This is a genomic window from Corynebacterium sp. HMSC14B06, from assembly GCF_001807075.1.
GTDB classification, from domain to species: Bacteria; Actinomycetota; Actinomycetes; order Mycobacteriales; family Mycobacteriaceae; genus Corynebacterium; species Corynebacterium jeikeium_D.
On the sequence record NZ_KV787362.1, the window covers coordinates 103,593 to 128,379 of the forward strand.

The window sequence follows — 24,787 nt, forward strand, 5'->3', positions numbered from 1 at the left end:
CTCTGGGGGTGAGACACGGGGGGACTTACCTAAGCAAAACGGCGCTTACTACCCTTTGTTTAGGGAGTAAGCGCCGTTGCCCCCGACATTCAAGTCGGCAAATATTTCGCGTTATATTTTTATTTCTGCTGGTCTATAACCTACTGGTACGTAACCAACCACGGACGCGGCTCGATGTTCATGGTCTCCTCAGGAGTAAACATCGGCTGATCCTCGTCGATGAAGTTCTTCCACGCCTCGAAAATCTCCGGCTGCAAATCCTGCAGCATGACGTTCCAGGTCTCAAACTTCTCCTGCGCGGTGCCATGGCCGTCGGCATGCAGAACGAATGCGAGCTCCGGGTGCGACAGATCCAGCGTCTCACGGTCGCGAATCATCTGTAGCTGGAACTGGTGCAGCATCAGCATCTTCTGCGGAAGGTTGTTCTTACGAGTCAGCTCAGCCAGCCAATCAGCAACGCGGTTGACTTCTTCAGCCTTAACGTGACCAACCTGGGTCGCCGGAACCTGCCCCGGTTCCATCTTCCACTCCGGGTCCAGCGCCAGACCGACGTTTGGCATCTTCAGCAGTTCTTCGTAGAACTTGGCCTGGTCCAGGAAGTCTGCACTACCAGGCTGCAGGTCGATGATGACGTAGCCGCCGGCCTTGGTCATGGCCTCGACGTACGGCTTCAGAGTCTCAACCGGAGCTGGCTCGGAGTAGTCACCGCGTGGACCCGGGTCAGCCTGCGCGACCGAAGCGATAATCTCGAAGGCCGGCAGTACCGGGTCATCAGCGAACTTCTCGTACTGCTTCACGTAGTCCTTCGCACGTGCGACGGCATCCTCCGGATCATCCTCACCCATCACACCCAATGGAGCGACACCAGGGTGACCATACGTTGCAATCAGATGACGACCGGGGAACAGCAGTGTGCCTCCACCTGGCAGCTCCTTGACCTTGTCATCTTTGGCAAGCTCGATGGACTGATCAAACTTGTCCTTATCGCCGAAAACCTTACCCAGAGCAATCAGGGACTCGCCGTCGCGAGCAGCGGAAATCGACTCAGAGGTAGCACGCGCGTCGCCCACCGGCAACCAACTGACCTTCAGGCCAGCGGCGCGGGCCGTAGCAATGGAGGCCAAACCGGTACCCGGTGCGGCCAGTGCCAATGTGTCCTTGACCTCCTTCGGAGATCCCTTCGGCAGGGTGACGCTCTCCTGTCCCTTGTCGTCCTGCCCATCGCTGGCGCGATCCTGAGCCTCTTGGTTGGCTGCCCCATCCTTCGTTGCATCGCCCTCGACGACAGTTGGCTTCTCCGGATCCATCTCAACGACAGCGCGAGTCGGCTTCGACTCCGTCTCCTTGAGAACCTTAAACTCGGTACCGACGAGCTCCTTAAGGCCATCGGTCGTACCCGGATCCGCAATGATCTGACGGCCCTCTTCGCCAGTCAGGTCAACTGCCCCCACAGTAAGGACTGTCTTTGCGCCCAGGCGGTCAATCTCTTTTTCCACATCGGCGATATCGGCGCCAGTATCACGGCCACGAGCATCCTTCTTCGGGCTCTTGGCAGTAGTGTCATCTTCCGCATCTTCGGCAGAACCAGCCACTAGCATCGGCAGACCAGCAGCAACCGCGATGCCTGCCGCCCTACGCTGCTCAGCAGAGCCAGCCGAGGAAACGACAACCGCTTCCGAACTGTCGATCAGACTTTCCGACGCTGCGATGTCGTCGCTAAGCACCGTCGATTCAGCGTCCACCTTCTTCGTGGAAACAGCGCTGTCGGAATTTCCACACGCGACCAAGGCGCTTGACCCCAACGCCAGGCTGACCGTCAGGGCAACGGTTGCCGTCACGCGCCGCGTCATTGCGGATACTCGCACATTTACCTCCGTGAAATGATTTGATTTCAACGATTAGACTATCGAACGTCTTTGTTGAGGGAGACCTTTCACCCCAGATTAGAACCCCGGATAGGACTGGGGCTACACCCGTTTGGCAGTAGTTGCTTTTAGCTCAGACGTTTATTCCACACGTCTACCCCACACGGTTCAGTGAAAGAAAACTAGTAAGAGAGATACGAAAAGGGCCTCATCACGGCGGTGAAGCTCAGTGATGAAGCCCTACTTCGCGAACAAGCGAGGGATTCGCTTAAGCAACAAACTTAGGCAGTCTCAGCGCGAGCGTCGACCTTAACCCAGCTCATCAGGTCGCGCAGCTTGGAGCCGACCTCTTCAATCTGGTGGTTGTTGTAGGAAGCGCGCAGGTCCTCGAGCTCCTTGTTGCCGCCCTCGACGTTGGCAATCAGGCGCTTGGTGAAGGTGCCGTCCTGAATGTCAGACAAAATCTCGCGCATGTGCTGCTTGGTATCAGCGGTAATAACGCGCGGGCCAGACAGGTAGCCACCGAACTCAGCGGTGTCGGAGACCGAGTAGTTCATGTTGGCAATACCGCCCTCGAACATCAGGTCAACAATCAGCTTCAGCTCGTGCAGGCACTCGAAGTATGCCATCTCCGGCTCGTAGCCAGCTTCAACCAGAACCTCGAAACCGACCTTGACCAGTTCCTCGGTGCCACCACAGAGAACAGCCTGCTCACCGAAGAGGTCGGTCACAGTCTCTGCCTCGAAGGTGGTCGGGATAACGCCAGCGCGGGCGCCACCGATAGCTGCAGCGTAGGACAGAGCCAGGTCGCGGCCCTCGCCCTTCGGGTCCTGGTCAACGGCAATCAGGCACGGAACGCCCTTGCCATCGACGAACTGACGACGAACCAGGTGACCCGGGCCCTTCGGAGCAACCATACCGACGGTGATGTTGTCAGCCGGCTTGATGAGGTCGAAGTGGATGTTCAGACCGTGGCCGAAGAACAGCGCGTCGCCGTCCTTCAAGTTCGGCTCGATGTCCTCGCTGTAAACCCTTGCCTGGGTGGTGTCCGGAACCAGCACCATAATGACGTCTGCCCATGCAGCGGCATCTGCGTTGGACTTAACCTCGAAGCCAGCTTCCCGAGCCTTCACAGCGGACTTGGAGCCTTCACGCAGACCGATAACAACCTCGACACCGGACTCGCGCAGGTTCTGAGCGTGAGCGTGGCCCTGGGAACCGTAGCCCAGGATGGCAACCTTACGTCCCTGGATGATGGACAGATCAGCATCGTCGTCGTACAGCAGTTCAATAGCCATTAAAGTTAGCCTCTTTTCGAATCGGATTCGTTAAAAATCTTAGCGTTTAGTTGTTAGCGGGCCTGGAGCATCGGCTTCGGCCCACGTGCCATTGCGACGGTACCGGACTGAATGAGCTCACGGATACCAAACGGCTCGAGGACCTCCAGCAGGGCTACAAGCTTCGAGCGCTCACCCGTCGCCTCAATGATGACAGACTCTTGAGAAACGTCCACCACACGGGCACGGAAGAGATTGGCGGCATCGACTACCTGCGGACGATTGGTGTTGTCGCAGGAAACCTTCACCATCAGCAGTCCGCGCGACACCATGGTCTCTGGGGGCTGGCGGACCACTTTCAGCACGGGCACCAGCTTGTTCAGCTGCTTAGTGATCTGTTCGATCGGCAGCGTCTCCGTCTCAACCACGACGGTGATGCGGTTGACTCCCTCGGTCTCAGTTTCACCCGAGGTAATCGACTGGATGCTGAAACCTCGACGGGTGAACATGCCCGCAATGCGGACCAGAATACCCGGCTCATCGAGGGTCAACACGGATAGAGTGTGCAGTTCAGCCATTTTGGGACTCACTTCCTGTTGCTTCGGATCCCGATTAGCGGGTCTTCATGGACGGGTGGTTAGCGTCGGGCTGCTTCGCGGCGTCCTCGGCGTTGTCCACAACAGTGCCGTGGATGTCAGCCGGGGCCTCAGCTGCTGAATTCTCATCGTTGAACAGCGGGCGCAGACCGCGGGCGTATTCGACCTCATCATTGGACTTGCCAGCTGCCACCATCGGCCACACCTGAGCATCCTCACCGACAATGAAGTCAATAACCACCGGTCGGTCATTAATCTCGCGTGCCTTCTTAATCGCCGCCGCGACATCTTCCTTCTTGGTCACGCGGATCGCCACGCAGCCAAGCCCCTCGGAGAGCTGGACGAAGTCCGGCAGGTAGGAGTTATCCTCCGGGCGCAGCTTGGTGTTGGAGTAGCGCTGATCGTAGAACAGCGTCTGCCACTGACGAACCATGCCCAGATTACCGTTGTTAATCAAGGCAACCTTGATGGGAAAACCTTCCATTGCACAGGTGGTCAGCTCTTGATTGGTCATCTGGAAGCAACCATCACCGTCGATGGCCCAGACTTCCTTTTCTGGAGCAGCCGCCTTGGCACCCATCGCAGCCGGGATTGAGTAGCCCATCGTGCCGGCACCACCGGAGTTAAGCCAGGTGCGCGGGTTCTCGTACTGGACGAACTGCGCTGCCCACATCTGGTGCTGGCCGACGCCAGCGGCATAGATGGCCTCTGGACCAACGATGTCGGACAGAGTCTGAATTACAAACTGCGGAGCGATTGCACCATCAGCGGGCTCTTCCCACCCGAGGGGGAACTCGTCGCGGAGACCGTCGAGAAGCTTCAGCCAGTCGGCAATCTGCGGGCGACTAAGACCGAGCTTGGTGTAGGACTCGCTAAGTGCGGCAAGGACCTCGCGGGCATCGCCGACGATGGGAACATCAACTTCGCGGAGCTTGCCAATCTCTGCCGGGTCAATGTCGGCGTGGATTACCTTCGCGTTCGGCGCGAAGGAATTCAGATCACCGGTAACACGGTCGTCGAAACGCGCGCCGATAGTGATGAGCAGGTCGGACTTCTGCAGAGCAGCGACGGCTGACACCTTGCCGTGCATGCCCGGCATACCCATGTGCAGCGGGTGCGAGTCCGGGAATGCGCCGCGAGCCATCAGCGTGGTCACGACCGGAACCCCAGTCTGCTCGGCGAACTCGACCAGCTCCTTGGAAGCATCGGCCTTAATGACGCCACCACCGATGTAGAGCACCGGACGCTTTGCCGCAGCAATCATCTCAGCGGCTTCGTCGATCTGTCGCTGGTGCGGGGTTGTCACCGGACGGTAACCCGGCAGGTTGATCTCCGGTGGCCAGGTGAAGTCGATCATCGTGTTCTGGAGGTCCTTCGGGACATCGACCAGAACCGGACCTGGACGACCAGAAGAAGCCAGGTGGAATGCCTCAGCGAGCGCGCGCGGGATGTCCTCAGCTTCGGTGACCATGAAGTTGTGCTTCGTAATCGGCATGGTCACACCGCGGATGTCAGCCTCCTGGAAAGCGTCAGTACCCAGCAGCGGGCGACCGACCTGACCAGTGATAGCGACAACCGGAACGGAGTCCATCTGAGCATCCGCGAGCGGGGTCACCAGGTTAGTAGCACCCGGGCCGGAAGTCGCGATACAGACACCAACCTTGCCGGAAACCTGCGCGTAACCAGTGGCAGCGTGGCCAGCTCCCTGCTCGTGGCGCACCAGGACGTGGCGGAGCTTTTCCGAGTCATAAATCGGATCGTAGAGCGGAAGCACTGCACCACCGGGAATACCGAAGGCTACCTCGACGCCGAGCTCTTCAAGGGATCGGACAATGGCTTGTGCACCAGAAACTCGCTCGGGGGCGCTGGTGCGCGCCTTAGCCGCGAATTGGGCGGGCGATGGGGTGTGCTGCTCGTGCGCGTTCACGATTTCGCTCCTGGATCATGGTGGGCAACTACTCAACACACATTCACGCAAAGAAGCTACGAATGTGGCGTTGGCTACAACCCTAACGTCCACATAGTGAGAAGTCAATCCCGTCAATTGGACACGCCACCCGTATCACACCCCGAGCACCCACCCGATTCCAACGAGAACCCCGCCCCAACTTTGGGAATCACTCTACCCAGAAACTCCCCGACCACGACCCCGGGGACACCCAAGCCTGCACACCCGAGCCCTACACGCCCGAGCCCCGCAAGCCCCAAGTCCAAAGCTCGTCTTTATGCATAATTCTTTACCTTTAAACTCAGCGCATATTAAGGCGAACGACCTACGGTGGATGGCATGGAATTCTTGCAATACATGTTGTTACGGACATGGCAATGGGTGGCCAATAACGGCCTTGCCATCGCATGTCTGGCCATTCTGCTAATTCTTGTTCCCCGTATCCGACGTTTCGTTCTGGCAATTGCGGACGGAAACATCTCCTCTTCAGAGGAGCAGTCCAAGGGACGGCGCGCACTGATTGGCGCTGTGGTTTACATCGTCGAAGTCATTGCATACTTCGTCTTAATCATCGCGATTCTGTCGAAATTCGGAATCTCACTGACCGCCGCCGCTATCCCCGCGACGGTTGTTTCCGCCGCTGTTGGTTTTGGCGCACAGGGAGTCATCGCCGACTTCCTTGGCGGACTGTTCATCATCGCCGAGAAGCAGTACGGCATCGGAGACTGGGTAGAGTTTCACTCCCCTTCGGGCACTGTCCAAGGTGACGTAGTCAATATGACATTGCGCGCCACCACGATCCGAACCCTCAACGGCGAGGAAATCATCGTGCCGAACTCCGAGGCACGCATGTGTATCAACTACTCCTCACAGTGGTCCCGTGCTGTTGTTGAAGTTCCCGTACCGATGACCGCCGGTGGCTCCATTAAGGACCTGGAAGAGCGCACTGTCGCCGCCGCCAAGAGTGCCATCGCACTGGACTCCGTCAAGGATGCAGTTCTCTCCGAGATCAAGCTGCAGTCCTCCACGGAGCTCAATCCGCCGACGGTTATGGGCCTGCCGTGGACCGTCACTATGCGCTTGATTGTCGACTGCAAACCGGGCGACCAATGGCTCATCGAGCGCGCCATCCGCGCCGCAGTCATCGACACTTGGTGGGATGACTACGGCGAGCGCGCCCAACAGACCCCGTTTGCTCCCGCCGAAGAAATCACCGGTCATGTCCGCGATGACACGATGATCGAACAGCTCAGGCAGGCCGATGCTAAGCAAGAGAAAAAACAACAGCTTGACGACGGCGACAGCGCTCCAACCGAAGTTGTCGAAGCGGTAGCGGACACTACTGCCCAGCCGGATACCGCAGAAACCAAACTGATGGAAACTCAGACCGTCGATAAGCAAGACGGGAACGAGCGATCCGACCTGCCGCATGCGGGTGCTGACCTCGATGATGCTCGACGCGAGCAAGAGGACAGCGGAAGCAACAACGCCATCCGCAAGCTGGTTAGCCACCCTGACTGGAAGACGCTCACGACGCGCCAGAAAATCCGGCGAATCCTCTCTGCAGGTGGACGTGCTCGCGTTTCGACAATCATGCTCTTGGCAACCCTAATTGTCCTCGGCGTTTTGAATCTCATGACGGTCGAGACCGAGGGCGGCCCATCCGGATGGCTAGCACCGAGCAGGTGGAGCGATCGGGTAACGACACAGGAAGAGGACTCGGAAGAGTCGTCAGCTCCGCAGTCATCGAAGCAGCCGACTAGCACCACACAGAGTGTGCAGCCCACCGAGACTTCACAGCAGACTCAGACATCACAGAATCAGCCGTCCGAGACTTCACAGCAGCCTCAGAGCACGCAGAACCGCGCACCTTCGACCGCCACCTCCACCGAGCCAGACTCTACTCAGAGCAACACCGACAACGAGAACACTGGCGGATCACAGTCGACAGACTCCACTAACAACGCAGAACCAAACTCGGCAGGGACGCAATAACCCGCAACTGCCTACCGCGCATTAGCCAATCCGAAACACCCGCTACAATCAAAGGCCATGACTGACTCGACTCCACAGCTAAAAATTGCGACGCAGCGATTTCGCCCACAGAAGACGCATCTGTTCATCGTTGCGTTCATGCTCGTGCTGTGTGTAATTGCCACCGGTTTTGCCCCGTGGCTGGCCATTACCTTCCTGGCACCGTTGATTTATACGCTTTGGATTTTCCGAGTACGCACCACCGTGGGGCCACGCGGCATCACTGCGGTGTACCTATTGTCCAAGCGCCGTTCGGTGCCCTGGAGCGATTTTGCGGGCATCTTCTTCAACAAGGGCGGCCGCGCCTTTGCGGTAACCAAGTCAGATGAGCGCATCGCCCTGCCGGCCATCTCTTTTAATTCGCTGCCGGAGTTGAAGGAAGCCACTGGCGGTCTGATTCCAGATCCGATCGCTTCGGCTCGTATGGCGGAAAATGACAAGGTCGAGGTTTTCGACCGCGATGGCCACTCCGTAATGAAGAAGGTCAGTGAGGTTGAGGCTGATGCCAAGGCTAAAGGTGACGCCTCTGCCGAGTAACATATAAGCAGTCCACAAAGCCCCTAAATCTCATTATGCGGACACCAGTGACCACGAAATGAGACATTAGGGGCTTTTTGTGATTAATATGGATAATTAATTACCTTGCACCCTATCTAGGAAGGGCAGCCCCCATGATTCCCCTTCGCTCTAAAGTCACCACTGCCGGCCGTAATGCTGCAGGTGCGCGTTCGCTATGGCGCGCAACTGGCATGACCGATAACGACTTCGGCAAGCCGATTATCGCAATTGCCAACTCTTACACTCAGTTCGTTCCCGGTCACGTGCACCTGAAGGACGTTGGCGACATCGTCGCAGAAGCTGTAACCGCAGCCGGTGGCGTCCCCCGTGAGTTCAACACCATTGCTGTCGACGACGGAATTGCGATGGGCCACGACGGCATGCTCTACTCGCTGCCGTCCCGTGAGATTATTGCTGACTCTGTCGAGTACATGGTCAACGCTCACACCGCTGACGCATTGGTCTGTATTTCCAACTGTGACAAGATCACGCCGGGCATGCTCAATGCGGCTCTGCGTCTGAATATCCCGGTGGTCTTCGTTTCCGGCGGGCCGATGGAATCGGGATCGTCGATTGTTATCGATGGCGTCGTCAAGCCCGGCTCTGACCTCGTCTCGGCTATTTCTGCATCCGCGAACGACAAGGTCGATGACAAGAACCTGCTCGACATCGAGCGCTCGGCATGCCCGACCTGCGGATCGTGCTCGGGCATGTTCACTGCAAACTCGATGAACTGCCTGACCGAGGCCCTCGGCCTGTCCCTGCCGGGTAACGGTTCTACCCTGGCAACTCAGCAGGCGCGTCGCGATTTGTTCACGCGCGCCGGTGAACTGATTGTGGACCTGGCGAAGAGCTACTACCACGATGGTGACGAGTCCGTGCTGCCGCGCAACATCGCCAACCGCGACGCGTTTGTCAACGCAATGACGCTCGACGTTGCCATGGGCGGTTCCACCAACACGGTGCTGCATATTCTCGCTGCCGCCCAGGAGGGCGAGATCGACTTCGACCTCTCCGACATCGACGCGATTTCCCGCCGCGTGCCTTGTCTGTCCAAGGTGGCACCGAACTCGGACTACTACATGGAGGACGTCCACCGCGCCGGTGGTATTCCAGCCATCCTCGGCGAACTGCGCCGCGCGGGCCTGCTGCAAATGAATGTCCGCTCCGTTCACTCCCCATCTCTGGAGGAGCACCTGGACAACTGGGATATCCGCGGCGGCAAGGCCACTGACGAAGCGATTGAACTGTTCCACGCAGCCCCTGGCGGCGTGCGCACCACCGAGCCGTTCTCCACATCCAACCGCTGGGAGAGCCTGGATACGGACTCCGAAAATGGCTGCATCCGCGACTTCGACCACGCCTACACGAAGGAAGGCGGTCTGTGTGTCCTGCGCGGCAACATCGCCGAGGACGGCGCTATCCTGAAGACCGCCGGTATCGGCGAGGATCAGTTCCACTTCGAGGGCACCGCTCGCGTCGTAGAAAGCCAGGAAGAGGCTGTCTCGGTCATCTTGAACCGCACCTTGCAGCCGGGCGAAGTTCTCTTTGTCATCTACGAGGGTCCTTCCGGCGGCCCGGGCATGCAGGAGATGCTGCACCCGACCGCATTCATCAAGGGCGCTGGCCTGGGTAAGGTCTGTGCACTGGTCACCGATGGTCGCTTCTCCGGGGGTTCCTCCGGACTGTCTATCGGCCACGTTTCCCCGGAGGCCGCTGCCGGCGGCGCAATCGGTCTCGTCCGCAACGGCGACCCGGTGTACATCGATGTCGCTGAACGACGCCTTGAGATTCAGGTGTCCGACGAGGAGCTGGCCGCTCGTCGCGATGAGGAGCTCAAGCGCGATAAGCCATTTACTCCGCACAAGCCGCGTCCGCGCAAGGTCTCCAAGGCGCTGCGCGCATACGCCAAGATGGCGTCCAGTGCGGATAAGGGCGCGATCCGCATTGTCGACTAGCTAGATCAAACCCGTTTAAAGGCCTGTGCTTACCGCACGGGCCTTTGGCGTTTCTAGAGTGGCTTTGCGCCCAGTCTTCTGCGTGGGCTTCACCAAATCCCGGTACTCGACGTCGGCAATCCCCTCAGCGACGTCCTCGGTGTGTGCATATTTGCCGCCCTCGGTAATGGCCGCCATTACATATCCGGGGCCAAAAACAACGGAAGAGTGCCACGAACGCCGGTTGGACCAGCCCATTTTCGCGCCTTCAGAGCCGGGCAGCCCGGCAAGACCAAAATTCTGTCGATAGCCATCGGCAGCAATCGGCGACCAGTGTCGCATCGCCTCGAGCACCTCAGAATTAGGATGCTTCAGACGAAGCTGGGAAATAAAAGACACCACATCTTCCGCGGTGGTCCTCGATACTCCCCACTTTTCTCCGCCGGAAGTGTTGAACAGGCCGTACTCGGTCGCAATGGAATCGACCGATTCCGGGTACTTCCGGTAAAAGTCGGCGGCCAAATCGTCGTCGGAACGCGAAATCATCTTTTCGACGCGCTCGGCATCGTCGGCAGTGCCGTGTTCGAGCACATACTGACCGATATACAACTTAATCAGGGATAGCGCCGGCAGCGGGCGTTGCGATGCCTGGCTGCTGTACCCCACGCCCACCGGCTCGTAGCTCACCGCCATTTGCGTGCGCGGGTCAGTCTCAATCAACCCTTCGGCGTTGAGGTTCATGCGCGGCAGACTCACCTCATGAGTCGGCCAGGCGCTTGCCGACGAGACGGAGGCTGCAACCTCATTGTGCTCGCCGGCAGCGGCTGTCGAAGGTGAGTGAATCGACGTTGTAGCGCCTATCGAAGACATGAAAAAGACCACCGCGAGGGTGGTCTTTAGTACGTGTCTCGACTTTGGCATAGGGGGCATTGTACCCCGGCCCTAACGGAGAACCTAGTTTAGGTCGCTCGACTGTTTGTGCAGCTGCGAGCCGCCTTAGCCAACAAACGGCAGCGTGCCGGTCGTCAGCCACCACAGGCCAATTGCTGCGGCGATGGACAGAATTCCGAAGATCCACGACGATGCCAGTGGTCGACGAGCCCAGCCGCGTCCGAAATCGATGCCGATACGGCCCGGGCCGGTGAACTGCAAGCCAAGCGCCATGGCGGTCATCAACAGCTGTAGTTGGAGGTTACTGGAGTCCTGGCCAACGATATTCACACCATTGGCAGAGGTAGCCACATCAAACATGCTGAGGTAGGCGGACAATGCCAGCGCCAACGCCGCGGCCAGCGGTGTCGCGAGACCCAAGATAAGCAGGGCACCCGCGATAAGCTGAACCGTTGGGATGGCAGTGGCCATTACAGGGCCGAGGGCAAAGTTGTTCTGGCTAAACTGTGTCTCCAGCGCAGTGGTGCCACCGGAGTTGCCCCAGCCGAGCAGCGTTGTCAGACCATGGACCAGCAGTAGCGCACCCAATCCAAGACGCAGCAGCAGGAGGCCGAAGTCAGTGGTACCGCGACGGAACTCCGGTTCGTTGTCGTCGTAGAAGTCCGTGTCTTCATCGTCGTCAGCAGCGGCGGTAGTCGTAGCAGCAGTTGCCCCGGCGGCTCCTACGCCTGCTCCTGCAACACCAGCGGCGCCAGCTGCACCAGCGGTATCGCGGGACGCAGCCGGTTCAGCGAAATCCGATTCATCGAAATACTGAGTCTCAGCTGCGGAATTGCGTGAAGAGTCATAGGTCGGCTCCGCCTCATCGTCGAATGCTGGCTGTGCTTCCGACTTATTTGCAGTAGCTCCCGCTGCGGACGCTCCTGCCGCTTCAGAAGCCGAGAAGGCTTGCGTCGGCTGGCTGAAATCCTCGTCTGAATCAACGCGCTCACTACGAGCCGGCTGCTCAAAGATTTCGGTTGCCTCCGACTCCGGGGCCACCTCCGACTCTTTATCAGCCGCGGGCGCTGACTCAGTTTCAGCCTGTTCATCCCGCGGCGAAGGCTTACCGGCAGGGCTAATCACCTGAGGTGCCGTGCGGCCTGCAGCGGCGTAGGCGTCGTAGCGCTTCTTCGGCTCATCCTGAACTTCAGGCTCCGGTTCCGAGCTCGGCTCAACCTCTGTCTCTGCCACTGTCTCTGATGCAGCGGTAGGTTCCGGAGTCAGGTTTTCTTGGTCTGCCTCCGACTCCTCCGCTACGCGCTTTTCCGGCACACCCGGAAAAACCTGCGTTGCGGTGTTGTCGCTGTCATCACGGTTGGTTTCTTCGTTCATTGGCTCAGCGAGCTTGCGGTAGGTCGGGACGTCGAGATCGTCATCGAATCCGTCCTCCACATTCTCGAGGGCGCGGTCGTTCGGGTACTTCTCTGAGTCGCTCACATCGTCCACATTAAATCTACTGCCTCACTTTTGGTCGCAGGCGTGGCCGTGAAACGAGGCTGTATTGTGTATGCCTATGGGATTCCACCTCGTCCACACCAGCAGTGCACAGGCTCGCGCTCGCGGGCGGCGTCGTCGTGCTGCGCTCGCCGCTGGTGTCATCGGGATGGTCTCTCTTTCCGGCTGCATGAGTGCCTCGAACGCGCTTGAGTTGCCGTTTACGGAAGACAAGTCAGAGCCGACGGGCATTGCCATGCCGAAGTTTTCCTCCCCTGATTTGCCCTCTACCCCGGTCCCAACCACGGAAAGCAAAGCCAAAGACAAAGGTCCCTGCGACCTCGACGATGTCACTCTCGCGGCCTGCCTACCGCTTACCACCGCGCTAGCCTCAACCGGCCCTGGGGAGGCTCTCGTCGCCACCGACGACGGTGCACTCACCGTTGTCGCACCGGGTAAGACACCGCGTGAGGTCGCACGGCTCGGCGCCCCTGCAAAACAACTGCTGCCCAGTCCCTCGGTTGAAGAGGACCGTCAGGTCTTTGTTTTGCGTAACGACGACACCATTGCGCGCGTCACCCTCGTGGAGGGCAGCACCGCTGATGTGCGCGAACTTCCGGACCTCAGCGAGCCCGGCATTCTCGGAATCTATTTTGACCGAACTTCGGACACCCTGTCCCCGCGCAAATTGCTCGTGGGAGATCCAGGCATTGAGTTTCAGCAGTTCTGCCATGGTCCGGACGGAATGCCGCCGTTGGCAACCGCCATTCTCGACGGCACCCCACAGCTGGTTCAGCTCACCGGCCCTGTGATTAACCCCCTCGGCGGTGTGGACCTGAACGATTCCATCGGTGGATGCGCAGTGATGGGTGACCGCGTGGTCATTGCCATCCCAGACGCGCAGAAGGTCATCTCCATGCCGGTGGGTCCGAAGTCAAGTGGGCCCGACGCGGCGTGGGAGGTCAAGGGTTCCCCTGAAGTGCTTGTCGACGGCGACTTCGGCCACATCTCGTATGTAGCGGCTGTCGCAGCGAATCAGGGTATTGAAGTTTGGGGTGCCACGACCAACAAAACCGCCGGGGCACAACCGTCGGAGTCCGACGAACGCGTCGTCAGACTGCCGAGCGATGGTGCCGCCGGCGGTTCCCCGGATTAGCTTTCAGGGAGGCTAGCTCAGCTTCTTCGCAATCAGCTGGTTGACCTGAGCCGGGTCTGCCTTGCCGCGGGTGGCCTTCATGACCTGCCCCACGATGGCACCGACGACCTTCTTGTTGCCAGCTCGGTACTTCTCGACGATGTCCGGGTTAGCAGCCAGTGCATCGTCGACGGCCTTCTCAATAGCACCGTCGTCGCGAACGACCTCCAGGCCACGGGCAGCAACGACCTCATCAACATCGCCCTCGCCTGCGAGCACGCCGTCGACGGCCTTACGGGCCAGCTTGTTGGTCAGCTTGCCCTCTTCAATCAGTGCAATCACACGTGCAACCTGTGCCGGGGTAATCGCGAGCTCAGCCAGCTCCACGCCTGCCTCGTTGGCCTTCTGTGCCAGGTAAGCGACCCACCAGGAACGAGCCTCAGCCGGGCCGGCACCAGCCTCAACGGTGTCGACAATCAGGTCGAGAGCGCCGGCGTTAACCAAGTCGCGCATTTCCTCGTCCTTCAGACCCCACTCTTCCTGAATACGGGCACGACGCACCCACGGCAGCTCCGGCAGAGTTGCGCGGATTTCCTCCACCCACTCACGCGGCGCAATCACAGGTGGCAGATCCGGGTCGTTGAAGTAGCGGTAATCCGACTGCGATTCCTTCGGGCGGCCCTTGGAGGTCGTGCCGTCGGTCTCCTGGTAGTGGCGGGTTTCCTGAACGATCTCCTCGCCATTAGTAATCGCAGCAGCCTGGCGCTGCATCTCGTAGCGAACAGCCTGTTCAACCGACTTCAGGGAGTTGATGTTCTTAGTCTCGGTACGAGTGCCGAACTCCTCCTGGCCGATTGGGCGCAGGGAAACGTTGGAGTCCACACGCATCGAGCCCTGGTCCATGCGGGCATCGGAGACACCGAGGGACTTCACCAGGTCACGCAGCGCAGAAACGTACGCACGAGCAACCTCTGGGGCACGCTCCCCTGCACCGAGAATTGGCTTAGTAACGATCTCAATCAGCGGAATACCTGCGCGGTTGCAGTCCACCAGCGAACGCGTGGCGCCGTGAATACGACCATCGGCACCGCCCAAGTGCGTCAGCTTGCCGGTGTCTTCTTCCATGTGAGCGCGCTCGATTTCGACACGGAACTCCGTGCCGTCGTCAAGCTGAACGTCAAGATATCCGTCGTAGGCGATTGGTTCGTCGTACTGCGAAATCTGGTAGTTCTTCGGCTGGTCCGGGTAGAAGTAGTTCTTGCGCGCGAAGCGGGAGGACTCAGCAATCTCGCAGTTCAGCGCCAGGCCAATCTTGATGGCCCACTCAACGCCCTGACGGTTAACCACAGGCAGCGCGCCAGGTAGGCCGAGGCTGCAGGGATCGACGTTGCTATTCGGCTCGGCACCAAAGTGCGCCGAGGAGGAGGAGAACATCTTGGTATTCGTCGAGAGCTCGACGTGAACCTCCATGCCCATTACCGGGTCAAAACGTTCGAGGACCTCATCAAAGTCCATCAAGTCATCAGCGTATGCAGCGGTCATGTTTGTAGAGTCTACTAGCGATGGCCCCGCACGCGTGCCCTAGGGTATAAGTCGTGCCCGGAGTTAACGAACACCCACCGATTCCACCGACGTCAGCACGCGATACGCCAACGTTCCGCGACGCCGCTGACCGCCACCGCGCAGGCGCTACTTTCGACAACGACCTGCAGGAAAGCGCCGACGGAGCCACGGGCTACCACCGCGTGCGCCCCGGATATCCTCCAACCGTCATCGAAGCGCTTACCCGTCTCGCACCGCACCCACAGGTAGTCGCCGATATCGGCGCCGGCACTGGAAAGCTCACCGCCTCGCTTGCCGACGTCTACCGCGATGCCACCCTGCTGGCACTCGATCCCTCCACCGCGATGCGGCAAGCACTGATGCACAATGTGCCAGCGGCGGAATGCCTGGAAGGCACTGCGGAGCGCACGGGACTGGAGCCCAACAGCGTCGATGTAGCAACATGTGCGCAGACATGGCACTGGGTGGACCCGACAGCTGCAGGTAAAGAACTCACTCGGGTGCTACGCGCGGATGGCGTGGCTATGTTGGTGTGGAACACCTTGGATGTTTCCGTACCGTGGGTGCATCGGCTCAGCCGCATAATGCACGCCGGCGACGTGTTGCGTCCCGGCTTCTACCCCGAGGTTGACCCGGAGCTGGAGCTAGTCGATGAGGTGCGTCTGGCCTGGGAGCAGACACTGACCATCGAGGACATCGTGCTGCTGGCACGAACCCGTTCCTATTGGCTTCGTTCCAAGCCCGCCACTCGCGCCAAGGTGGAGGCGAACTTGCATTGGTATCTCCACGAACACTTGGGGCACACATACGAAGAAGGCATCGCCCTTCCCTACCGGTGCGATGCCTTCTATTTTCAAGCTGCCTAAATTTTCGAGCTGCCTAGTCGCGCTAGTTACTTTTCTTTCTTCGGCTTAGGGTGAGCCACGCGCTTGAATGCATTCTTAGTCTGTCCGGCAAGCTTCTTCGGCGCAGTGGCTGTGGCCTCGCCGGGGAAGGAGTCCCTCGCGGTCTCGCGAGGATTGTCATCATCGGAGGCTTCCTCGATTTCGGAAAGCTTCTCCAGGCGCTCATTATCCTTTTCTACGATGCGCTCGGCGTCATCCTCGGTGAATTCAACATTATCGTCGCTGACCAGTTCCTCGACGATGTCGTCGCGGACGCTCTCCTGAAGATCGACGTTGGAAATGTTGGAGTTGGCCAAAGCGCGGTCGAGCTTCTTCTGATCGGCGGTGGTGAACTTCTTGTTCGGATGCATCTTCCGGAGTGCGAGCTTCCGGATACGACCGCGGCGCTTCGACTCCTCCATCAGCTTGTTGCGTCCTGCCAGGTACGCACCGCACAGAATCACGATTAGGGCGATACCGACATAGCCTAGTGCCGGGTAAATGGAGCCAACCAGAGCCTTGAACCCAAAGAAACTTAGGCCAAAGCCAATCAGCACGGTCACGATGAATACCAGGCGGAAACGGTGCGGGGTATTGCGTGTTAGGCGGCGGCCCAGCGCGTAGAACATGCCAATGGCCGTGTTAAAAATCATGGCGTAGATGATGATTGCCATCACGGTACCCAGGACCGGGTGGATGTCATTGACGATTGCCAGGGTCGGCATATCTTCGTGGCCAACATCCTTGACCTTGAAGAAGAGGGCAAAGGTCACCAGCGTCAGCAGACCTGCATAGATGCTCCCGCCCATGAGACCACCGATGCCAGCTTCACGCGGGTTCAGGTAGCTACCGCCGATGACAATCGACATCGATACGGCCACCATCACACAGAAACCGACATAGTTCAGGGCAGAAATAGACCAGTGTGGCAGCGATGTCGACAGTTCATTGGTGTACTGCGCGGCCTCCGACATCGACGTGTCGGTGGTGAACAAAGTGTAGATACCGGCTCCAAGCAGGAACACGATAATGAATGGAGTGATCATGCCAATCACGCGGCTGACCTTGTCGGCATCCAGCATGCCTACACCCAAAGTCAGGGCAACCATGATGACGGCGCCGATCCACACCTCAAGTCCGAACTGCTGGTTCAAGTTCGCACCGGCACCGGCGAACATGACGAAGCCGGTACAGAACAGCGTGATCATCACGGCGATATCCAAAATCTTCGAAACCCAACTGCGGGTGATTACGTCGAAGACCTCGGAGTGCTCATCAGCCTGCAAGTAGCTGGCAATTGACAGCACTGCCAGGCCACTGGCAATCATCACGACGGAGGCAAGTACCACGCCCCACAAGCCGTTAGTGCCAAATGCCACGAAGTACTGCATCATTTCCTGGCCGGATGCGAATCCGGCACCGACAGTTAGGCCGACAAAGGCCATCGCGATTGTTGTGGCTCTTTTCCACATAACGAGAAAATCCTAAATATAAGTCTATTTTTCAAAAACCGGAACCTTCCAAAGCATACTGCCCGAGCTGGTGATTGATACACCAGCTCGGGCAGTATGCCTATTTTGTTACGAAGATGTGCCTAAATGTTTAGCAACGCGTGCTTAACCGACGCGTTTAACCAAACAGCGCAGCAGCTGCGCGGTAACGGCCATCCGGCACAACCTTCAACTCAGCAACCGCATCGTCGATGTCGATACGCTCGATGTTCTCACCGTGCAGAGCGACGATCTTGCCGAAGTCCCCCTCGTGTACTGCTCGGGTGGCGTGGACACCGTAGCGGGTAGCAAGCACGCGGTCGTACGCAGTCGGCGTACCGCCACGCTGAATGTGACCCAGCACCGTGGTGCGAACGTCGTACCCGGTGCGCTTCTTAATCTCCGCACCAATAACCTGACCAATGCCGTTGAAGGTTTGGTGGCCGAACTGGTCGACACCGCCCTCTTCGTACTCCATGGTGCCCGGCTTCGGGGTGGCGCCCTCAGCGACGACGATAATGCCGTACTTCTCACCCATCTGGAAACGGCGCTCCATCGACTTCACAATCTCGTTGATGTCGAATGGCTTTTCCGGAATGACAATGTGGTGAGCACCGCCGGCCATACCCGCATGCAAAGCGATCCAGCCCACGTGTCGACCCATGACCTCAACAATCATGACGCGCTGGTGGGATTCCGCAGTGGTGTGCAGACGGTCAACCGCGTCGGTGGCAACAGCCACAGCCGTGTCGAAACCGAAGGTGTAGTCCGTACCGTTGACGTCATTATCAATAGTCTTCGGAACACCGACGACCGGCACCCCATTGTCCGAAAGCCACTTGCCGGCCTTCAGCGTACCTTCGCCACCGATTGGGATCAGGGCATCGATGCCCGCATCAGAGAGATTTTCCTTGATGCGGTCGAGGTTAGACATGAGAATGTCCGGATGCACGCGGCCGGTGCCCAGCATCGTGCCGCCACGCAGCAGCATACGGTCAATCCGCTCATCGTCGTAAAGCTGGACCCTACGGTCTTCCATAAGACCAATCCAACCGTCCTCAAAACCGACGACGGTTGAGCCGTACTCGCTCGAGCTGGTACGGACAATTGCACGGATAACGGCATTCAGACCGGGACAATCTCCACCGGAGGTAAGGGTCGCAATTCGCATGATGCCCACCTTAGTCGCGTTAGTCAGTTCGTGCTTGACGGCCTTGGTCGAAACTACTTCTGCAGGTACTCCTGCCCTGGTAGCTCAGACGGTAGCTCCATCTTCGTCGTCACCTCCGACGCCGGCACAAGACCATATTCCTCGAGCGCCTTGCGCACGTACTCTGCGGCATCGACGTTCAGCGGAGACTCCGTCCACAATGCAATCGGCAGGTTAATAAAGCGGTTCTCCTTGACCGCCTCGAGATCCTTCGTTGCCGGATTCGTGCGCAAAACCTTGATTTTCTCTTCGAAGGTCTGACCTGGGTAGTCCACAAGCGCGATGAAGTCAGGATTCATCTCCGCGACATGCTCCCAGGAGGTCGTAGTCCAAGTGTCCTTAATCGACTCGGTCGCATTGATTGCACCGGCCTTTTCCAGGATGCCCTGCGGTGCGCCAAAGGAACCCGAGGTAAATAGTGCTTCACCGACAGAATCAAAGAGGAAGCCCACTGGCTTCTTATCTCCCTTTGGCGCGGCATCCAGGGCTTGCAGTCGGTTATCAATATCTGCAATAACCTTGTCGCCCTCACCGTCGTGTCCGGTCAAGGTAGCGATATTCTTCAAATCAATTTTGACAGCTTCCCACGGATCCACCAGACCACGAGTATGCCCCGGGTCGCCACTGCCTTCCTTGCCCGCCGAGGCTGCGTCACCAGTACGACAAGATTCCGTCAGGGTGTAGGCACCGATACCGTGCTCGGAAAGCGATTCCGGGGTAATGCCCTTGTCTTCACTAAAGCCATAGCCCCAGCCCGCCAGCATCACATCCGGTTCGGCCGCAATGACCTGCTCCAGATTCGGGTATTCCTTCGCAACTTCTGGCTTCTGCGCAATTGCATCGCCATAAGCTGCGGTCAACACCGGCAGATGCGAGGCCATAGAGCTCACCGCTGTGATCTCATCCGCAGCACCGACAGCCAGCGCCAGCGAAGCAATATTGCCGTCATTAATCAGCAGCTTTTTAGCTACACCCGGGTAGCTGACTTCTTCACCGCAGTTGGTGAGGGTAAGGCCTGACGACGAGGCCTGCGTTCCCTCATCAGAGCCACAGGCGGCGGCTCCGAATGCCAGAGCAGCCACAGCGATACCAGCTGCTGAGGCACGAAGGGGACGTCGGAAAGCATGTGCGTTATTCAAGGGAGTACTCCTAGTTGATGGTGGCAGCATCCAGCTCGCTATCGATTGCGAGGTGGCGGCGGCCAGCGGGGGAATTGAGCTGACAGGATTCAACCTGAAAGATTTGGGCGACAAAGTCGCGGGTAAGCACTTCTGCGGGAATGCCGTCGGCCGCGATACCGCCGTCCGCGACCACGATGACGCGGTCGAAGTGGTTCATCACCAGGTCCAAGTCGTGGATCGCGGCAATGACACACGCTCCGCTGGAGCGGGCCAGACGGAGGACGGATTGTTGATGGCGCACGTCGAGGTGGTTAGTGGGCTCGTCGAGAAGCATGATTGGCGAGTCCTGGGCGATGGCACGCGCCAGACACACGCGACGACGTTGCCCACCCGAGAGTTGCCCACACAGGCGTTGCGCAACCGCTTCCAACCCCACGAGCTCCAGCGCACGGTCGACGTGGGAATTGTCCTCGGCGGTGTTGCCACCAAAAAGGCGCTGGTAGGGCAAGCGCCCCAGGGAGACAAAGTCGCGCACGCGCATTTCGGCGGGTGGAACCTCGTTTTGCGCGACGAAAGCCAGATCGCGGGCGCGGTGCTTCGAGCTGATTGAGCTCATCGATTTGCCGTTAATCTCGACCTCGCCCGTGGCCGGTTTCGTGATTCCACCGAGCGCACGCAGCAACGTGGATTTACCCGCGCCGTTAACACCAATGATGGCGGTCATGGGTTCTGCACCGAAGTTGAGGTTGACTCCGCTGACAATGGTGCGCCCAGCGATATCACAGCGCATATCTTTAGCGGCGAGTACAGATTTTGGTAGAGCGCTCATTTACTCAGCACCTCCGTAGCTGTAGTGCGAGCGGCTCATGAGGTAGAGGAAAAGTGGTGCGCCAACCAATCCCGTGACTACTCCCAGCGGCATTTCCTGGCTTCCGCCCACTACGCGCGCGATGATGTCCACCCAGATGAGAAACAGTCCACCCATGAGGGCAGCAACCGGTAGGACAACGCGGTGCGTGGCCCCTACCAAGATGCGGGTCAAGTGTGGAATCACCAGGCCGACAAACCCGATGCCGCCAGAGACCGCAACGAGCGTGCCAACGAGGACAGCCTGGAGCACAAATACCTGTGTGCGTAGCCGAGAAACATCAATACCTACGGCCGCTGCGGTGCTCTCACCAGTTGCCAGCGCATCCAGATGACGGGCTTTGACCAGGAAAAACAACAGTACTGCGATGAGGACAATGAGCGGGAAGAGCGTCTTCAGCCATGTCGCACCGGCAACAGAGCCCAGCATCCAAAACATCACGGACTGCGCGGCCCTCGGGTCTGGACCAGCGAAGACCATGAAGCTACTCAGCGCGGAAAACGCAGCGGAGAGCACAACGCCGGAGAGCACCAAACGCAGCGGAGTCAGCCCACCGCCTGCAGTGGCGAAAGCACCGACCGCGAGGGTGGCCATTACTGCACCGAGGAGTGCACCGAATGTCAGCGGCGCGATGGGGCTACCGGAGAAAGCACCAAAGATAATCACCGCGGTCGCACCGGCACCGGCGCCGGCGGAAATACCTAGCAGATATGGGTCTGCCAACGGGTTACGGACCAATGTCTGCATAGCCACACCGGAGACAGCTAGCCCCGCCCCTACAATCGCTGCGAGAATACCCCGGGGAGCGCGGAGATTCCAGACGATGGTGTCCGAACTGGCGGGCACAGATTCATCGAGCTCAATGCCGAAGATGTGATGCGAAATGACCTGTGTCGTGGTGGACCAGGTGATATCCGCCGAGCCGAAGACCACCGCAGCGACCAGACTGACGGCAATGGCTATGACAATGACCAGCCCATAGATCCAAGGCATAAACCGCGGTGGGTTTTTAAATCTAACTCTCTCCATGTTTGCGTTCCTGCGTATGTATGAAACTCTCCCCGACACGACAACAACCGCCGCTCTCCCACTTCAGTGAGAAAACGACGGTTGCAGAAAACCGACTAAGGCTTATTGAGCGTCTTTATGCAATCGAGCCGCGAACCTTTTCGTAGGCAGCGCCGACCTTGTACAGACGATCGTCACCGTGGCGCGGAGCCATAATCTGCAGGCCTACCGGCAGGCCGGTGTCTTCAGCCAGGCCCGACGGCACGGACATGCCACACATGCCGGCCAGGTTGAGCGGCAGAGTACACAGGTCGAACATGTACATGCTCAGCGGGTCGTCAACCTTCTCGCCCAACTTAAACGCAGTGGTCGGAGTGGTCGGCGAGATCAGGACATCTACCTGTTCGAAGGCCCGCTCGAAGTCCTGCTGAATCAGGGTACGGACGCGCTGTGCCTGGATGTAGTAGGCATCGTAGTAACCGACCGATAGCGCGTAGGTACCAATGATGATGCGTCGCTTAACCTCATCGCCGAAACCAGCGGCACGGGTCATAGCCATGACCTCATCGGCCGAGTGCGAACCGTCATCACCAACACGCTGGCCGTAACGCATGCCGTCGAAACGAGCCAGGTTGGAGCTGACCTCACACGGCAGAATCAGGTAGTACGCGCTCAGTGCGTGGTCGAAGTTCGGGCAATCGACCTCGACCACCTCTGCGCCAGCTTCCTTAAGCTTGTCGACGGCCTCGTGGAAGCTGTCCAGTACGCCGGCCTGGTAACCCTCGGTGCGGTCGAACTGCTTGACGATGCCGACCTTAACCCCCGTGAGGTCACCGGTAGCACCTTCCTTGGCAGCAGCAACCACATCGGCAATCGGCTGCTCCGTGGAAGTCGAGTCATTCTCGTCGTGACCAGCAATGATTTCGTGCAGCAGCGCGGTGTCCAGAACGGTTCGCGCGGTCGGCCCACCCTGATCCAACGAGGAGGCGCAAGCGACCAGGCCGTAGCGGGATACCGTGCCATAGGTCGGCTTCACGCCGACCGTTGCGGTCAGAGCTGCTGGCTGACGAATCGAGCCACCGGTGTCAGTACCGATAGCCAGCGGAGCCATACCGGAGGCCAGCGCCGCGGAAGAGCCACCACCGGAACCGCCTGCGGTGCGCTCAACATCCCACGGGTTGTGAGTCGGGCCGTAAGCGGAGTTTTCAGTCGACGAGCCCATGGCGAACTCATCCATGTTGGTCTTACCCAGAATTGGGATGCCAGCTGCACGCAGCTTGGCAGTAACCGTTGCGTCGTAAGGGCTCATGTAGCCCTCGAGCATCTTGGAAGCGCAGGTGGTCGGCGCATCGGTGGTAGTGAAGACATCCTTCAGCGCCAGCGGAACACCGGCCAGCGCGGAGGCCGGCTCCTCGCCAGCATCCAGCGACTCATCGACCTTGCGAGCTGCAGCCAGGGCCTCTTCGGCACCGACGTGCAGGAATGCGTGAATGTCCTCATCAATTGCCGCGATACGGTCGAGGAACGCCTGGGTGACCTCTACCGAGGTCAGCTCACGAGCGTGAATCTTCTGTGCGAGCTCAAAAGCGCTCAGCCCCAGAATCGGGTCCTCAGCAACAGCGGCATGCAGGTTCGGGTTAGCTGCAATCATTTCTTCCACGTACTCCTACTCGCCGAGAATCTGGGGAACTTCGAAGCGCTGGCGGTCCTGCGACGGCGCCTGGTCCAGCGCCTGCTCCGCAGTCAGCGTCGGCTTGACGACGTCCTCGCGCATCACACCGGACAGCGAAGAGGGGTGACTCATCGGTTCAACATCATCCGCAGCCACCTTTTGAACGGCCTGGACGTGGTTAATAATGCCGTCGATCTGACCGGCGAACTCGTCGAGTTCCGCGTCAGTCAGAGCCAGACGGGACAATCGCGCTAGGTGGGCGACCTCATCGCGTGAGATAGCTGGCACGCTAGTACCCCTTTCATTTCTTCGTACGAAGCTAGTGCACAGAAGTTTAGTTGAAACTGATTTTGAACCGCGCGAGCGGGCTGTACTTGCCAACAGTAGTCGTTGTCGCCAAGTAGTTGTCCGCAGGGTCTTACATTTCAAAGGTTTACCCTGTAGCCTAAATCACTACTTCTATAGTTACACCGCAAGCATCACTATCAATTATTCGAAAGGTTGTGCACACAGCCATGAGTTACCTCCTTCGCATCCAGCTTCCCGACGAACCAGGCGCACTTGGCTACGTCGCGGCTGCCCTGGGCGAAGTAGAAGGTGATATTCGCAGTGTCGATGTCGTAGATTACGGCGCTAATGGCGTTGTTGTTGACGACATCGTGGTTGACCTGCCCATGGGCCTGCTACCAGACACACTGATTACAGCGGCTCAGTCCATTAGCGGAGTGGAAGTCGATTCAATTAGGCCTTTCTCCGGCTCGGTTGACCGCCGCGGACAGATTGCACTGCTGGCCAAGTTCTCACAGCACACGAAGAACTTGGATCGTGCCCTCGGAGATGTCGTCGACGGCCTGCCTCAGACTATGACTGCCGGCTGGGCTATCGTCCTCGGCGAACAGAGCGATGGCCGCTGGGTACGTCGCGCTTCCTCTACCGCTGCTCCAGAGGATAACGGCCGGACTCTGCCGGAAGCCCCAATTGACTCGCCGCGAAACCTGGATCCGGACGAGGAAACGTGGCTGCCGGAGGACTGGACAGTTATGGACTCCTCCATTGCCGCCACTCCGATGGGCAAGGGCCTCGTTCTCGTTATTGGCCGGCCCGGCGGGCCGGACTTCCTACCAAGTGAGGTTGAGCACTTGGGCCGGATTGGCACGATTGTCGGCGCAATCATCGACTAGCAGCGGCTAATGGGCTGCCCTCTTCTGAGGGCAGCCCCCTTCCGCTCGAAGCTCTTACCCTATGGCTCCTCCC

At 58.9% G+C, this 24,787-nt stretch carries 20 protein-coding genes; 6 read left to right on the forward strand and 14 right to left on the reverse strand.

Annotated elements, in window-relative coordinates; genetic code table 11:
* Positions 1 to 140: 140 nt before the first annotated feature.
* From HMPREF3130_RS03465 to HMPREF3130_RS03480, 4 genes are all read right to left on the reverse strand, one after another.
* Positions 141 to 1,865 (reverse strand): hypothetical protein, encoded by a 1,725-nt coding sequence (locus tag HMPREF3130_RS03465; protein ID WP_049172104.1) that lies wholly within the window; start codon positions 1,863 to 1,865, stop codon positions 141 to 143.
* Between the two features lie 281 nt (positions 1,866 to 2,146).
* Positions 2,147 to 3,163, reverse strand: coding sequence for a ketol-acid reductoisomerase (ilvC, locus tag HMPREF3130_RS03470; protein WP_049194075.1), 1,017 nt, complete (start codon positions 3,161 to 3,163; stop codon positions 2,147 to 2,149).
* A 53-nt stretch (positions 3,164 to 3,216) separates the two neighbouring features.
* Positions 3,217 to 3,720, reverse strand: a complete 504-nt coding sequence (ilvN, locus tag HMPREF3130_RS03475) for an acetolactate synthase small subunit (RefSeq protein WP_048735338.1) — start codon at positions 3,718 to 3,720, stop codon at positions 3,217 to 3,219.
* 34 nt (positions 3,721 to 3,754) lie between these two features.
* Complete coding sequence (locus tag HMPREF3130_RS03480; protein ID WP_070429317.1) at positions 3,755 to 5,665, reverse strand: acetolactate synthase large subunit; 1,911 nt, start codon at positions 5,663 to 5,665, stop codon at positions 3,755 to 3,757.
* A 360-nt stretch (positions 5,666 to 6,025) separates the two neighbouring features.
* Between HMPREF3130_RS03480 and HMPREF3130_RS03485 the strand changes: the two genes are divergently transcribed.
* The 3 genes from HMPREF3130_RS03485 (at position 6,026) to ilvD (ending at position 10,236) form a co-directional block, all read left to right on the forward strand.
* Positions 6,026 to 7,681, forward strand: coding sequence for a mechanosensitive ion channel family protein (locus HMPREF3130_RS03485; RefSeq protein WP_049190143.1), 1,656 nt, complete (start codon positions 6,026 to 6,028; stop codon positions 7,679 to 7,681).
* 57 nt (positions 7,682 to 7,738) lie between these two features.
* On the forward strand, positions 7,739 to 8,257 hold the full coding sequence (locus HMPREF3130_RS03490) for a PH domain-containing protein (protein ID WP_049190118.1): 519 nt from the start codon (positions 7,739 to 7,741) through the stop codon (positions 8,255 to 8,257).
* Positions 8,258 to 8,391: 134 nt separating this feature from the next.
* Positions 8,392 to 10,236 carry a dihydroxy-acid dehydratase gene (ilvD, locus tag HMPREF3130_RS03495; RefSeq protein WP_070429318.1) on the forward strand — a complete coding sequence of 615 codons (1,845 nt, stop codon included), beginning with the start codon at positions 8,392 to 8,394 and terminating at the stop codon, positions 10,234 to 10,236.
* A gap of 15 nt (positions 10,237 to 10,251) precedes the next feature.
* On the opposite strand, the gene HMPREF3130_RS03500 is transcribed toward ilvD, so the two are convergent.
* Complete coding sequence (locus HMPREF3130_RS03500) at positions 10,252 to 11,136, reverse strand: hypothetical protein (RefSeq protein ID WP_241482424.1); 885 nt, start codon at positions 11,134 to 11,136, stop codon at positions 10,252 to 10,254.
* Between the two features lie 75 nt (positions 11,137 to 11,211).
* Positions 11,212 to 12,585 carry a DoxX family membrane protein gene (locus HMPREF3130_RS03505; protein ID WP_224784010.1) on the reverse strand — a complete coding sequence of 458 codons (1,374 nt, stop codon included), beginning with the start codon at positions 12,583 to 12,585 and terminating at the stop codon, positions 11,212 to 11,214.
* A gap of 76 nt (positions 12,586 to 12,661) precedes the next feature.
* On the opposite strand from HMPREF3130_RS03505, the gene HMPREF3130_RS03510 reads away from it, so the two are divergent.
* Positions 12,662 to 13,738 carry a glucose dehydrogenase gene (locus HMPREF3130_RS03510; protein ID WP_224433177.1) on the forward strand — a complete coding sequence of 359 codons (1,077 nt, stop codon included), beginning with the start codon at positions 12,662 to 12,664 and terminating at the stop codon, positions 13,736 to 13,738.
* Positions 13,739 to 13,750: 12 nt separating this feature from the next.
* On the opposite strand, the gene gatB is transcribed toward HMPREF3130_RS03510, so the two are convergent.
* Positions 13,751 to 15,259, reverse strand: a complete 1,509-nt coding sequence (gene gatB / locus HMPREF3130_RS03515) for an Asp-tRNA(Asn)/Glu-tRNA(Gln) amidotransferase subunit GatB (protein WP_016422487.1) — start codon at positions 15,257 to 15,259, stop codon at positions 13,751 to 13,753.
* 53 nt (positions 15,260 to 15,312) lie between these two features.
* Here gatB and HMPREF3130_RS03520 point away from each other — a divergent pair, with 53 nt between their 5' ends.
* Positions 15,313 to 16,146 (forward strand): class I SAM-dependent methyltransferase, encoded by an 834-nt coding sequence (locus HMPREF3130_RS03520; protein ID WP_069358814.1) that lies wholly within the window; start codon positions 15,313 to 15,315, stop codon positions 16,144 to 16,146.
* 26 nt (positions 16,147 to 16,172) lie between these two features.
* Here HMPREF3130_RS03520 and HMPREF3130_RS03525 read toward each other — a convergent pair whose 3' ends face one another.
* From HMPREF3130_RS03525 to gatC, 7 genes are all read right to left on the reverse strand, one after another.
* Complete coding sequence (locus tag HMPREF3130_RS03525) at positions 16,173 to 17,636, reverse strand: hypothetical protein (RefSeq protein ID WP_070429320.1); 1,464 nt, start codon at positions 17,634 to 17,636, stop codon at positions 16,173 to 16,175.
* A gap of 157 nt (positions 17,637 to 17,793) precedes the next feature.
* Complete coding sequence (locus HMPREF3130_RS03530; protein ID WP_038628534.1) at positions 17,794 to 18,825, reverse strand: ATP-dependent 6-phosphofructokinase; 1,032 nt, start codon at positions 18,823 to 18,825, stop codon at positions 17,794 to 17,796.
* A gap of 53 nt (positions 18,826 to 18,878) precedes the next feature.
* Positions 18,879 to 20,003, reverse strand: a complete 1,125-nt coding sequence (locus HMPREF3130_RS03535) for an ABC transporter substrate-binding protein (protein WP_070429321.1) — start codon at positions 20,001 to 20,003, stop codon at positions 18,879 to 18,881.
* A 10-nt stretch (positions 20,004 to 20,013) separates the two neighbouring features.
* On the reverse strand, positions 20,014 to 20,814 hold the full coding sequence (locus tag HMPREF3130_RS03540; protein WP_049172090.1) for an ABC transporter ATP-binding protein: 801 nt from the start codon (positions 20,812 to 20,814) through the stop codon (positions 20,014 to 20,016).
* Positions 20,815 to 21,846, reverse strand: a complete 1,032-nt coding sequence (locus tag HMPREF3130_RS03545; RefSeq protein ID WP_049172088.1) for a FecCD family ABC transporter permease — start codon at positions 21,844 to 21,846, stop codon at positions 20,815 to 20,817.
* Positions 21,847 to 21,997: 151 nt separating this feature from the next.
* A complete protein-coding gene (gene gatA / locus HMPREF3130_RS03550) occupies positions 21,998 to 23,512 on the reverse strand; it encodes an Asp-tRNA(Asn)/Glu-tRNA(Gln) amidotransferase subunit GatA (RefSeq protein WP_049172086.1) in 1,515 nt (504 codons plus the stop codon).
* A gap of 15 nt (positions 23,513 to 23,527) precedes the next feature.
* Positions 23,528 to 23,821, reverse strand: coding sequence for an Asp-tRNA(Asn)/Glu-tRNA(Gln) amidotransferase subunit GatC (gene gatC, locus HMPREF3130_RS03555; RefSeq protein WP_005509328.1), 294 nt, complete (start codon positions 23,819 to 23,821; stop codon positions 23,528 to 23,530).
* 227 nt (positions 23,822 to 24,048) lie between these two features.
* On the opposite strand from gatC, the gene HMPREF3130_RS03560 reads away from it, so the two are divergent.
* Complete coding sequence (locus HMPREF3130_RS03560) at positions 24,049 to 24,714, forward strand: ACT domain-containing protein (protein ID WP_048735304.1); 666 nt, start codon at positions 24,049 to 24,051, stop codon at positions 24,712 to 24,714.
* Positions 24,715 to 24,787 lie beyond the last annotated feature (73 nt).